At 66.3% G+C, this 12,817-nt stretch carries 10 protein-coding genes; 3 read left to right on the top strand and 7 right to left on the bottom strand.

Annotated features, from left to right (window positions below):
• Window positions 1–261: 261 nt before the first annotated feature.
• The 3 genes from B5F88_RS16730 to B5F88_RS16720 are packed head-to-tail and all read right to left on the bottom strand — an operon-like array spanning window position 262 to window position 3,974.
• On the bottom strand, window positions 262–1,335 hold the full coding sequence (locus tag B5F88_RS16730; RefSeq protein ID WP_087348345.1) for a GerAB/ArcD/ProY family transporter: 1,074 nt from the start codon (window positions 1,333–1,335) through the stop codon (window positions 262–264).
• 36 nt (window positions 1,336–1,371) lie between these two features.
• Window positions 1,372–2,463 (bottom strand): Ger(x)C family spore germination C-terminal domain-containing protein, encoded by a 1,092-nt coding sequence (locus B5F88_RS16725; RefSeq protein WP_087348343.1) that lies wholly within the window; start codon window positions 2,461–2,463, stop codon window positions 1,372–1,374.
• Entirely contained in the window at window positions 2,460–3,974 is a 1,515-nt protein-coding gene (locus B5F88_RS16720) for a spore germination protein (protein ID WP_087348341.1), read from the bottom strand. The genes B5F88_RS16725 and B5F88_RS16720 overlap by 4 nt, the downstream gene beginning before the upstream one ends.
• A 438-nt stretch (window positions 3,975–4,412) precedes the next feature.
• Between B5F88_RS16720 and B5F88_RS16715 the strand changes: the two genes are divergently transcribed.
• The 3 genes from B5F88_RS16715 to B5F88_RS16705 all read left to right on the top strand — a co-directional run bounded on the left by B5F88_RS16715 (window position 4,413) and on the right by B5F88_RS16705 (window position 7,657).
• Complete coding sequence (locus tag B5F88_RS16715) at window positions 4,413–5,795, top strand: TrpB-like pyridoxal phosphate-dependent enzyme (protein ID WP_087348339.1); 1,383 nt, start codon at window positions 4,413–4,415, stop codon at window positions 5,793–5,795.
• 76 nt (window positions 5,796–5,871) lie between these two features.
• The gene (locus B5F88_RS16710; RefSeq protein ID WP_087348337.1) at window positions 5,872–6,570 is read left to right on the top strand and encodes a F420-0--gamma-glutamyl ligase; all 699 of its coding nucleotides are present in this window, start codon (window positions 5,872–5,874) and stop codon (window positions 6,568–6,570) included.
• 157 nt (window positions 6,571–6,727) lie between these two features.
• Window positions 6,728–7,657 (top strand): phosphate acyltransferase, encoded by a 930-nt coding sequence (locus B5F88_RS16705; protein ID WP_087348335.1) that lies wholly within the window; start codon window positions 6,728–6,730, stop codon window positions 7,655–7,657.
• Window positions 7,658–7,703: 46 nt separating this feature from the next.
• On the opposite strand, the gene B5F88_RS16700 is transcribed toward B5F88_RS16705, so the two are convergent.
• The 4 genes from B5F88_RS16700 to B5F88_RS16685 all read right to left on the bottom strand — a co-directional run.
• On the bottom strand, window positions 7,704–10,343 hold the full coding sequence (locus B5F88_RS16700; RefSeq protein WP_087348333.1) for a cation-translocating P-type ATPase: 2,640 nt from the start codon (window positions 10,341–10,343) through the stop codon (window positions 7,704–7,706).
• Window positions 10,344–10,442: 99 nt separating this feature from the next.
• Window positions 10,443–11,126, bottom strand: a complete 684-nt coding sequence (locus B5F88_RS16695; RefSeq protein ID WP_087348330.1) for a response regulator — start codon at window positions 11,124–11,126, stop codon at window positions 10,443–10,445.
• A gap of 2 nt (window positions 11,127–11,128) precedes the next feature.
• Window positions 11,129–11,485 (bottom strand): helix-turn-helix transcriptional regulator, encoded by a 357-nt coding sequence (locus B5F88_RS16690; RefSeq protein WP_087348328.1) that lies wholly within the window; start codon window positions 11,483–11,485, stop codon window positions 11,129–11,131.
• A gap of 163 nt (window positions 11,486–11,648) precedes the next feature.
• On the bottom strand, window positions 11,649–12,817 hold a 1,169-nt coding region (locus B5F88_RS16685), incomplete at its 5' end, for a peptidylprolyl isomerase (RefSeq protein ID WP_087348326.1).

Here is a 12,817-nt window from a genome sequence, read left to right as displayed (position 1 = left end):
ACTCGTTTATTTTACCACGCACTCTTGAGTTTGTCAAGCACTTTTTTCTGATCTCATTCAGAAGTCCGTCCAGGTTCTGCCTCGGTCTCTTCCAAATTCTTCAGTTTTCGGTGCCCTCTCGCAAGGCGCTCAGATAGAATACCACCGGAGGGGCGTTTTGTCAACATCTTTTTTGATTTTTTCCCGCGTTTTTTTGCCGGTGGCCGGAAACAACTAAATAGCTGGTTTCCTCCTCCATAGGATGCACAAGATATAGGCGTCTTATTCCATGCGCCGCAGTTTTTTGATTGCCAGCAGGGCCAGGGGCAGCACAAACCCCATCACCAGGTTGCCCGCCAGGGCCGCCCGCTCCATGGTGCGGGTGAGGAAAAAGGCGTCGGGGAACAGCCACAGCGCCCCCGCCAGAGCCAGCAGCACCAGGGGGAGGGCCACTCGTTTGCGCCCCTGGACGGGCAGCAGGGTGCGGACCATGGCGGCGCAGGCGGCAGCCAGCAGACCTAGCAGGGCCAGGTCGGCCAGCACCCACAGGGCCAGGATCACCGATTCCACCCGCTGAAAGGTACCGGCGATGCCGATGCCCTTTACCATCATAAAAAAGGGGGTGTTCATGCGGATGGACAGGCCGGGGCCGAAGTTGCCCAGGCACACCGCCTGGAGGGCGGTGAGGGTGAGGCAGAGGCCCACCGCCCACCCCATGGCTTTTTTCCGACCGCCGGGCCGGGGGACCACCCGGTCCCCCAGAAAGGCGGCGAACACCACATAGCCCAGCAGGCCCAGCACCGGCAGCGCGGCGGCGCCGATGGCGGGCAGATCCTCCCCCCACAGGGGCAGGATCCGGCCCGGGTCCATCTGGAAGGCCCCCATGGCCAGGGAGAGGCCCAGCCCGATGGCCAGAGCCAGGTAAAACACCTCCCCCGCCCGGGCCAGCACCCGCACCGGCTTGATGGTCAGCCAGAAGGTGATGGCCAGCAGCGCCGCCAGGAACAGAGGCAGCGGGGCGTTGCGGTAGCTGACGGTGAGAAAGCGCAGGGCCACCAGCCGGGCGTTGGCGGCCAGGAGAAACAGGCCCCACAGGAGATAGAGGGCCACCACCACCCGGCCTAGGACAGGCCCCAGCACCTCCAGGGCGGTCTGGCCCAGCCCCTTGCCTTTGAGCAGGGCGAAGAGCACCCAGCACAGTCCCAGCAGCACCGGCAGGGCGGCCACCGCCGCCAGCCAGCCCCCCTCCCCCGCGATTTCCGCCGTGCGGCCGGGGAGGATCCGGATGGCGGGGGACAGCAGCGCAGCAAAGGTGAGGGTAAGCAGCTGCCGCAGGGAAACGCGGTCCTGGTCCATGGGACTCCTCCTTTCACTTCTCAATTATATATAGTGTCAGCCGTCGGCGTGGTAGCTGCGCTGGACCACCGCCTCCACCCGGGCGGTGAGGGTCAGGTCCCGCATCTCCACCCCGTTCAGCAGGTCGGCCTTGTGCCAGGGGGCCAGCAGGGCCGCCGCCCGGCACAGGCCCAGGTAATCGGCGTTGACCTCCCCCGCCAGGTCCAGGGCGGCCTGGATCCGCTCCCGCTCGACCTCTGCCAGAGCGTCGCAGAGGGCCTGCCGCCGGCCGTCATCCTCGGCGGGGGCTCCCTCCGCCAGGTTGGCCTCCACCCGGCACTCCACCCGCAGTCCGGTGAGCGTGTCCCCGGTAAAGACCGGCCGGACCACGCTGCGGGCCCCCACCACCCGGAGGGCGGCGGGGCTCTCCCCCTCCGGCGTGAGCTCCACCACGTCGGCGTCCACCCGGCTGAGGATCAGGTTGATGCCCAGGGCGGCCTCCCGGTCGGCCCAGGCCGTCAGGGAGCCGTCCTTTAAAATGCCATACCCGGCGGCGGTGAGGGAGCCGTCGGCGGCCAGGGCGGGAGCGAAGGAGGCCCCCCGGTCCTCCAGATCGGAGAGCACTTCCTTTACGGAGCGGGTCATGGTGTCGGCGGTGAGGCCCACGTCCTCGGCCAGGGCCTCCAGCCGGTCGGTGGCCGAGCCGTCCTGGGCGGCGGCCTTCATGGCCTGACCCGCCGTTCCGTCCCGCACCAGGTAGAGGGCGGTCTCCAGACGCATCTCCACGTCCCGCAGCACGTAGTCCAGGGAAGGGGTCACCCCCTGGCGGGCCAGCTCCTCCCCCAGCAGCAGCTGGCCCACGTGGCCGAAGTAGAGGTAGGAGGAGCCCTGGGACTGCATGGTGAGGACGGCCGCGCTGATGGTGTCCGCCTGGCCGGTCACCAGGTTGGCGTTTTCCCCCTCCTGGGTGCCGCCGGAGCCGATGACGGTGACGCCGGAGCCATCCCCGTCCACCCCCAGGGTGCGCACCAGCTCCATGTCCTCAATCTCCCGGCCGTAGGGCAAAAACCCCGTGAGGGACAGAGATGCGCAGCCGGTCAGGGGGAGCAGCAGGGCCGCCGCCAGCAGCAATCTCACGGCCCGCCTCATCGCTGCTTCCTCCGGTTCAGGGGGTGGAGGGCGGGAGGCCGGTCCTTCACCTGGGGCAGGGGCTGGCGGAGGAACACGTGCTCTCTGGCCTCCTTCCCGGCGCTGACCGCGAAGGGTGTCAGGTAGGGCACCCCGAAGCTCTCCAGCCCCGCCAGGTGGACAACGAGGGCGGCGCCCCCCATCACCGCGCCGAACAGCCCGGCGGCGCCGGCCAGCAGGGCCAGCAGGAACCGCCACAGCCGCAGGGCGCCGGAGAGCTCCTGGGAGGGCATGGTGTACCCGGCGATGCCGGCGATGGCCACCACAATGAGCACGGCGGGAGAGACGATCTTGGCCTCCACCGCCGCCGAGCCCACCACCAGGCCGCCGATGATGGACACGGTCTGGCCGATGGACTGGGGCAGGCGCAGGCCGGCCTCCTGCAGGATCTCGAAGGCCAGCAGCAGCACGATGACCTCAAAGCCGGAACGGAAGGGCACGTTCTCTTTGGCGGCGATGATGGACAGGGCCAGCCGGGTGGGGATCATCTCCTGGTGGAAGGTGACCATGGCCACGTAGAGGGCGGGGAGAAAGAGGGTGAGGAGCATACACAGGTAGCGCAGCAGGGTGAGGGTGGTGGCCAGCAGCCAGCCGGAGGATTTGTCCTGGGGGGTCTGGAGGAAGTTGCCCAGCACCGCCGGGGTGAGGTAGCCCAGGGGGATGCCGTCGATGAGCAGGCCCACCCGCCCCTGGGTCAGCCCGGCGCAGAAGCGGTCGGACCGCTCGGTGTACTGCACCAGGGGGAAGGGGGTGTGGGCGGCGGGGACGATATACTCCTCAATGTTGCCGGTGGCAAACACCCCGTCGATGTCGATATCCCGCAGCTGCTCCAGCAGCTCCTCTGCCAGCTGGGGGTTGGTCAGCCCCTCCAGATAGAGCACGTCCACCAGGGTGGCCGACTGCCGCCCCACCCGCTCCTCCCGGATGCGCAGCTCGGGGGCCTTCAGGTGGCGGCGGACGATGCTGGTGTTGGTGCGCACGCTCTCCACAAAGCTGTCTCTGGCCCCCTTGAGCACCGTCTCGTTGGCGGGGGCGCTGATGGACCGCTTTTCCTCGGTGCCCACGAAGAAGGACAGGGCCTCCGATTCCCCGGGAAAAAACAGCAGGCACCAGCCCTCCACCAGGTCAAACACCCCCCGGTCCAGCTGGGTCCGCCGGGCCACACCCAGGTTGTACAGGGCCCCCGACTCCATCCGCTTCATGGCCTCCGCCGCCGTGCGGCACTGCCGCAGCCCCTGGTCCTGGGCCAGGGGGCGGAGCACATAGTCGCTCACCCGCTCCATGCGCACCATGCCCCCCAGATAGCACAGGGTCAGGGTACAGGCGCTCTCCCCCTCCAGAGCCACCGGGCGGCGGGTGAAGTCCACGCAGTCCTGAAAGATCTCCTCCAGCCGCTGGGGGGTCAGGGGGCCGTCGTACCGGGGCTCTCTGCGGGGATGGGGCGCCGTCTTTTCCCGGCTGTCTGCCGCCATGGCGTCCGCCTCCTTTCGCTTGGATCTCTTGTTGTAGTATGGCGGCGGGCCGGATATTTATACCCATGGAAAAAGGGACTTGACAGGAGCGCGGGCGTCGGTTATACTGTAGCAAATTAAATCGACAAACCGATGAGAAAGAGGAGTAGTCCGGTATCTATGCCTCACAGAGAGCCGCGGGTGGTGGGAGCGCGGCAGGCGGCGTCCGGATGAATGGACTTTCGAGGGCACAGCGAAAGGGCAGCCGAGTAGCGCGACGGGGACTCCGCCCGTTATCAGGGGAGCCTATGCTGACAGGCATGGGAAAGTGAGTGGGCGCGCATTGCGTCAATCCGGGTGGCACCGCAGAGGTTTTTACGCCTTTGTCCCAGAGAATCTTGGGACGAGGGCGTTTTTTCATGCCCTCTCCCGCAAAACCAGAAAAAGGAGTGTATGAACATGACGAAGATCCCCCACAAGCTGTTTCTCACCGAGGACCAGATGCCCCAGCAGTGGTTCAACCTCCGGGCGGTGATGCAGGAGCAGCCCGACCCCATGCTCCACCCCGGCACCCTCCAGCCGGTGACCGAGGCCGACCTGGCCCCCATCTTCTGTGAGGAGCTGGCCCGGCAGGAACTGGACGAAACCCACGAATTCATTGACATCCCGGAGCAGGTGCTGGATATCTACAAGATGTACCGCCCCTCCTCCCTGATCCGGGCCTACGACCTGGAGAAGGCCCTGGGCACCCCGGCTAAAATCTACTATAAATATGAGGGCAACAACACCTCCGGCTCCCACAAGCTCAACTCCGCCGTCCCCCAGGCCTACTACGCCAAGATGCAGGGCCTGTCCGGGGTGACCACCGAGACGGGCGCCGGCCAGTGGGGCACCGCCCTCAGCGTGGCCTGCGCCTACTTCGACCTGTCCTGCGACGTGTATATGGTCAAGTGCTCCTATGAGCAAAAGCCCTTCCGCAAGGCCATGATGCACGTGTTCGGCGCCGACGTGGTGCCCTCCCCCTCCACGCTGACCCAGGTGGGCCGGAAGATTCTGGCGGAAAATCCGGACACCACCGGCAGCCTGGGCTGCGCCATCTCCGAGGCGGTGGAGGCCGCCACCACCGGCAGCTCCAAGCGGTATGTGCTGGGCAGCGTGCTCAACCAGGTGCTGCTCCACCAGTCCATCATCGGCCTGGAGAGCAAGCTGGCCATGGAGATGCTGGGGGAATATCCCGACATCGTGGTGGGCTGCGCCGGGGGCGGATCCAACCTGGGCGGGCTCATCGCCCCCTTCGTGGCAGACAAGATCCGGGGCGTGAAGAACCCCCGCATCGTGGCGGTGGAGCCCGCCTCCTGCCCCTCCCTCACCCGAGGCAAGTACGCCTACGACTTCTGCGACACCGGCAAGGTCACCCCCCTGGCCCGGATGTACACCCTGGGCAGCGGCTTCATTCCCGCCCCCAACCACGCCGGCGGCCTGCGGTATCACGGCATGAGCCCCATCCTGTCCAAGCTGTACCACGACGGGTATATGGAGGCGGTGGCCTACGAGCAGTCCAAGGTCTTTGAGGCGGCGGTGTTCTTCGCCAAGCACGAGACCATCCTCCCCGCCCCCGAGTCCTCCCACGCCATCAAGGGGACCATTGACGAGGCCCTCAGGTGCAAGGAGACCGGGGAGGCCAAGACCATCCTCTTCGGCCTCACCGGCACCGGGTTCTTTGACATGACCGCTTATGAGAACTACCTCAGCGGCAAGATGACCGACTATATCCCCACCGACGCCGATCTGCAGAAGGGCTTCGACTCCCTGCCGGATATCCCCCAGAACAAGGGGATCTGAGGAAACTTTATGTTGCACATTCCCTCACAGGTGGCTATAATAATGGGGACTATAACGAAAAAGAGGGTTTTCTGCTATGGAATTCCACGCCAACGAGGGAAAAAGCGTCAACATAGAGGTAAACGGCAAGACCTACGCCCGCCACGCCATCCACACCCACTTCGTCCAGGTGGGCGAGAGCTATATCGACCTGGTGGAGAAGTACGTCAAGCCCCTGTGGCAGCCAGGCGACCTGCTCTCCTCCAGCGAGAAGATCATCGGCCTGTGCCAGAAGCGGGTGGTGTACAAGAAGGACATGAAGGTGGGCCGGCTGGCCCGGTTCCTGTCCCGGTTCGCCTCCCACTCCTCCGCCGGCATCGGGGTGGACAGTCCCTACAAGATGCAGTTCGCCATCAACGAGCGGGGCGCCCTGTTCGTCATCTGGGCCGCCTTCTGCGCCGGCATCGGCAAGCTTTTCGGCAAGCGGGGCGTGTTCTACGAGATGGTGGGCCAGGAGGTCTCCGGCCTGGACGGCTTCTACGACCATGAGTTCCAGGAGTACGGCGAGTTCGGCATCCGCATCCCGGAAAATCCCGGCGGCGTGTGCGACGAGATCGAGGCCGCCACCGGGGTGCAGGCCATGATCGTGGACGCCAACGACCTGAACGTGGAGATTCTGGGCAAGGCCTCCTCCATCACCCTGGACGAGGAGACCCTGAAGGGCCTGATCCGGGACAACCCGGCGGGCCAGTCCCGGGAGCTCACCCCCTTCATCCTGATCCGCCCGGTGGATTGAGTAGTCAGCCAGCAAAACGCCCGCTTTTCAGCGGGCGTTTTGTGCGTTTGGCCGGTTTTCCCCCGAAATTCTCCTTGTATTCCGTTGTACTATCCAGTATAATGGAATTTGCCCCCAGACGGCGGGCTCTGAACGAAAAGAAGAAGGGGTGTTTCCCATGGAACTGAAAAATTTTGACAATATTATCAGCCGGGTCCCCAAACTCAACTCCCCTCTGCGGGTGGTTCTGGCGGGCTCCGACGGCGAGAACATGCTCCAGGGCGTGTTCCAGGCCCAGAAGGAGGGCTTCGTGCAGCCGGTGCTGGTGGGCGACCGGGCCCGCACCATGGTGCAGCTGGAGAAGCTGGGGCTGGACAAGGAGCCCTATACCATGGTGGACACCCCTCCGGGACATAACGTGACCCAGGCCGCCATCGACATCATCCACTCCGGCGACGGCGACATCCTGATGCGGGGCAATCTGCCTACCCGTGACTTCCTGATGCCGGTGCTGGACCGGAAAAACGGCCTGCGCACCGACCGGTTCATGAGCCATGTGTCCCTGGCCTCCATCCCCGAGTACCCCAAGCTGCTGGCCCTGTCGGACATGACGGTGATCGTCAATCCCAACCCCACCCAGAAAAGGGCTATCATCAAGAACACCGCCGACGCTCTAAAGGCCTTCGGCTATGAGAATCCCAAGCTGGCTCTGATGGCCCTGGTGGAAAACGTGAACTTCCATATGCCCGACACCATCGAGGCCCAGCGCCTGGTCACCGAGCAGAAGCAGCACCCCTTCGCCGACTGCGAGCTGTGGGGCCCCATCGCCTACGACCTGATCATCTCCAAGGAGGCCTGCCGGCTGAAGCACTACGACTGCCCCTGGGCGGGCGGCGGCTTCGACGGCATCATCGCCCAGAACCTGATTGCCGCCAACACCCTGGTGAAGAGCTGGCTCATCCACGCCCACGCCGTCACCTGCGGCGCGGTGGTGGGGGCCAAGGTGCCCATCGCCCTCACCTCCCGCTCGGCCAACCAGGAGGAGAGCTTCCTTTCCCTGGTGTTCTGCGCGGTGCTCAACGAGTGGCGCAAGACCCAGAACCAGTAAACAAACACAGAAAACCGGCGGACGCGCGACGCGTCCGCCGGTTTTTTCATACCCGGGCGGGCTCCCGCCGGGCGGGCCTGGATTTGGGGGGCCGGCGGGACTGGCTGCGCACCGCCGCCTTGGTCCCCTCGCATACCACCACCGGCGTGAGGGCCAGGCCCACCACCGCCCCCCACTGGGTGGGCGTGAGGGGCACGGTACCGAACACCAGCTGGAGGGGCGGCACCAGCAGCACCGCCAGCTGCATGGCAAGGCCGATGAGAAAGGCCTTGTTCATGGCGGGGTTGGACCACAGGCCGATGTGGAACAGAGAGGCCCGCTCGCTGCGCACGTCGAAGGCGTGGAAGAGCTGGGACAGGGTGAGGGTGGCGAAGGCCATGGTGTTGGCCGCCCCGGCGCCCCCCTCCGGCAGCACCGCCCAGCCCAAAAACCAGGCCGCCAGGGTGAGGGCCCCCACCATCACCCCCTGCCAGGCCAGGCGGAAGGCAAAGCCCCCGGCAAAGAGGGAGGCCTTGGCGTCCCGGGGGGGCTGGTTCATGCTCCCCTCCTCGGCGGGCTCCACCCCCAGGGCCAGGGCGGGGAGGGAGTCGGTAACCAGGTTGAGCCACAAAAGCTGCACCGGGGTCAGGGGCATCTGGGGAAAGCGCAGGGCGGTGGCGCAGAAGATGGTCAAAATCTCCCCGATGTTGCAGGAGAGTAAGTAGTGAATGGCTTTTTTGATGTTGGCGTAGATCCCCCGCCCCTCCTCCACGGCGGAGACAATGGTGGCAAAGTTGTCGTCGGTGAGCACCATGTCCGCCGCACCCTTGGCCACGTCGGTGCCGCTGCGGCCCATGGCGCAGCCGATGTCGGCGGTTTTCAGGGCCGGAGCGTCGTTTACCCCGTCCCCCGTCATGGCCACCACCTTTCCCCTGGCCTGCCAGGCCTGGACTATGCGCATTTTGTGCTCCGGGGACACCCGGGCGTACACCGAAAACCGCTCCACCTCCTCTTCCAGGGCGTTTTGGGGCAAAAAGTCCAGGTCCTCCCCAGTGACCGCCAGATCTCCCGGCCGGTAAATGCCCAGCTCCCTGGCCACCGCCACGGCGGTGAGCTTGTGGTCGCCGGTGATCATCACCGGCCGGATGCCGGCGGTAAAGCACTCCTCCACCGCCTGGCGGGCCTCCGGCCGGGGCGGGTCCATCATGCCGATGAGGCCCACGAAGGTGAGCTCCTGCTCCAGGGTGCGGCTGGTCAGCTCCCGGGGGAGAAACTCCACCTCCCGGCAGGCCACCCCCAGCACCCGCAGAGCCCGGCCCGCCATGGCCTCGTTGCGGGCGGCGATGCGCTCGGCCTCCCCGTGGGACAGGCGGCACCGGCGCAGCAGCACGTCGGGGGCCCCCTTCACCAGCACCCGGAAGCCCCCGCCGGGCCGGGCGTGGATGGTGCTCATCAGCTTGCGCTGGGAGTCGAAGGGCAGCTCCCCCTTCCGGGGAAACTGGGCCTCCAGCCGGTTTTTGTCCAGCCCCGCCTTGGCCGCCGCCGTGGTAATGGCCGCCTCGGTGGGGTCGCCGGTACACACCGGAGTTTTCCCCCGCCAGGTCAGTGCGGCGTCCCCGCACAGCGTTCCGATGGTGAGGGCCAGCTCCCGCTGTCCCCGCCCCAGAGTCCACACCTCGGTAACCGTCATCTTGTTTTGCGTCAGGGTGCCCGTCTTATCTGAGCACACCACCCCGGCGCACCCCAACGTCTCCACCGCCGGCAGCTTTTTTACAATGGCTCGCCGCTTGGCCATCCGGCCCACCCCCATGGCCAGCACGATGGTGACAATGGCGGGCAGGCCCTCGGGAATGGCGGCCACCGCCAGGCTCACCGCCGTGAGGAACATACCCAGCAGATCCCTGCCCTGGAGGGCCCCCACCCCAAACATGACGGTGCACACGCACAGGCAGAGAAAGGATAGGGTGGCGGAAATTTCCGCCATCTTTTTCTGTAAAGGAGTTTTGCTTTCCCCTTTTTCCAGCAAGAGACCGGCGATATGGCCCACCTCGGTGTCCATGCCGGTGGCGGTGACCACGCACCGGCAGCGGCCCCGGGTAACCACGGTGGAGGCGGCCACCATATTTTTCCGCTCGGCCAGGGGGGTGTCCTCCGGCAGGGGGCCGCAGGCCTCCTTGGCCACCGGGGCGGACTCGCCGGTGAGGGCGCTCTCGTCGGTCTCCAGCCCGGCGCACTCCAGGAGCCGGCCGTCGGCGGGCACCAGGTCCCCCGCCTCCAGCCGGATGATATCCCCGGGCACCAGGCCCTGGGCCTCCAGCCGGATCTCCCGGCCGCCCCGCACCGCCCGGGCCTGGGGGGCGGACAGCTGCCGCAGGGCCTCCAGGGCCCGCTGGGCGCTGTCCTCCTGGGACAGGGATATGCAGGCGTTCACCGCCACAATGCCCAGAATGATGGCCGCGTCCAGCCAGTCCTCCCCGCCCCCGGCCCACAGGGACAGCCCCGCCGCCCCCAGCAGCACCAGGATCATGGGGTCCTTCAGCTGCCCCAGCAGCCGCAGCAGGATGCTCCGGCGGCGGGTCTGCTCCAGCCGGTTGGGTCCGTACCGGGCCAGGCGGCGCTCCGCCTCCTCCCGGCTCAGTCCCCGTTCCCCGTCGGTCCCCAGCTCGCTCAGGACCTGCCCGGAGCTCTGTCCATGCCGCTGTGCCATGGTCCTCCCTCCTTGTCCATCCAGTTTTTTTCTGTGGACAAGTATAGCAAACCCCCCTGACGGATACAGGGGAAATCCGGCAGGGGGCAAAAAGAATCTTCAATTGCTCTCTCTCAGAGCCCTGGCCAGGGCCTGGAGGAAGGCCAGGTTGTTGGGGCGGGCAGCGGGACAGTCCCCCAGCAGGGCCAGATAGCCGGGGGAGGACGCCTGATGGAGCTTGTCCACCATGGACCGGATGTTCTTTTCCACCCCGGCGTAGTTGGTCTGCTCGGCGGCGATGGTGGGGGCGTAGGCCTGTTTGAGCAGGGCGGTCTCGTCCCGGGCCAGCACGGCGGCCGCCCGGGCGGCGGCCCACACCCCCCGGCCCCTGGCTCCCATGGCCTCCAGCAGATCCACCCCACGCTGGACCAGGGGCTGGAGGCACAGGCCCTCCAGCAGCGGGGGCAGGGTCTGGAAATTCAGGGGCTTTACCAGGTAATAGCTGGCGCCCAGGGAGAGGGCGTAGCGGATCAGGGCCTGATTGGACGCCTGGGAGGTGACCACCACCACCGGCCGCCGCTTCCGGTCCAGGGCCCGGAGAAAGCCCAGCCCGTCCAGGCAGGGCATGATCAGGTCCAGCAGCACCGCGTCGGGGTGCAGCCGCTCCAACAGCTCCAGCCCCTCCAGTCCGTCGGCGGCGGCGGCGCACAGCTCCACCCCCGGCAGGCGGGTCAGGGCGGCGGCCAGCAGGGTACGGGTACCGGGGTCGTCCTCCACCACCAGCACCCGAAGCTTGGCGCCCACCGCTACTCCTCCGGCCCCATGGCCTCGGCGGCCTGGAGGGCCAGCAGCAGCATCCGGGCGGCCAGTTCCCGGTCCAGGGGGGTGGTCTGGCGCAGGTGCCGCTCCAGCCGGTCCACCGCCGGGTCCTCCGGCAGCACGCCGTAGGCCAGATAGTCCAGACTGACCCCCAGCACCTGGCTCAGCTCCACAAAGATGGACATGGACATACACTTCTTCCCCTGCTCAATGTCGCTGAGGTACTGGGGGGTGATGTCCAGCCCCTCGGCCAGTTTCTCCCGGCTCATGTGCAGCTGGGTGCGGCAGTTCCACACCCGGTTTCCCACCTGTACCAGCCACTGCTTCTTTTTCCGCTCCTCCATTGTGCCTCCCGTTCCCGCCTGCAAAACTATAGATATAGACTGACACAACTTTGGATTTTTACTACCAATTATAATTACTTTTTTCCAAACTATTGTTGCAATAAAAACAGCCCGCCAAAAAAGCCGTACATACTTTTTTGGCGGGCTGGGGCGGGTCTGCCGGTCAGGCGGCGGGGGATGCGGAGGGAGATGCGGCGGGCTGCTCGCTCTCCGCAGGGGCCTCGCTGGCGGCGGGGCTGGCGCTGGCCTGGGCGGCCGCTTCGGCCTCCTTCTCCGCCTGCCACTGCTCGGCAAGGGCCAGCATGTTGTCGTAAAAGGCCTTGGGGTCCAGGGCGTCATAGGCGGCGGTGGTCTCCACCTTGGCCTCGGCCATCCACTGGTCGATGCGCCGGTTCATGGCGTAGTTGGGATACACCGCCCGGGTATCCTCGTTGTCGGCGCTCTGGCCCAGCAGGATGTGGTAGCCGTAGTCGGTCTCCACCGGCTGGCTCAGCTCGCCCTCCGCCAGAGCCATGCCCGCCTGGACGAAGGGGCTCACCAGGCTGCCGCTGCCGTCCACCATGGAGCCGTCGGCCAGGAAGGTGTAGCCCTCCGGGGTGTAGAGCTCGTTGGTCTCCGGGTTCCGGCCGTCGTCGCTCTGCTCGTTCATGGCGGCGTCAAAGGCGGCGATGGGGTCGGCCGCCCCCTGGATCTCCGCCAGCAGGGCGTCGGCCTGGGCCTTCACCTCGGCCTTCTGCGCGTCGGTGACGGCGCTGTTGTCCTCATTCTCCGGGAAGGCCAGCAGGATGTGCTTGCAGCTGTAAATGCCCTCGGTGTCGATCATGTTCTGCATGTCCTCGTCGGTGGGGGTGAGCTCCCCGGCCTCGGTGTACTTGGTCTGCAGCTCGCCCACCAGCATGGGGACCTCATAGGCCAGCTTCTCATAGGCGGCCTGGGAGATACACTGCTGGTCCAGGTACTCCTGGAGGGTGACGCCGTAGTACATCTCCAGAGTGGAGGCCATGCTCTCCATCTGGCTGGTGATGGTCTGCCGGTCCTCGTCGGTGAGGGTGACCCCCTCCTGGTTGACCTTGCTCAGGGCCACGGCGTACAGCTTGCTGTTGTCCAGGGCCATCTTCTTCAGGTAGTCGCTGGTGGGGGTGCCGTCGATCTCCTCCTCCCAGGCGGTATCGTCAGCCAGGTAGCCGCTGTTCTTGGCCTGGGCAATGGCGTTGAGCAGCCAGTACAGATACTCGTCGGCCACCACGTCCTCCCCGTCGGCGGTGTAGAGCACCGTGTCCCGGGTGATCCCGGCGGTCTGGTAGGCGATATCGTCGGCGGCGGGGGTGCCGG

The organism is Flavonifractor sp. An306 (assembly GCF_002159455.1).
Taxonomy (GTDB): Bacteria; Bacillota; Clostridia; order Oscillospirales; family Oscillospiraceae; genus Flavonifractor.
Note: the sequence above shows the minus strand (reverse complement) of the source record. Positions and strands in the feature narration are given on the sequence as shown.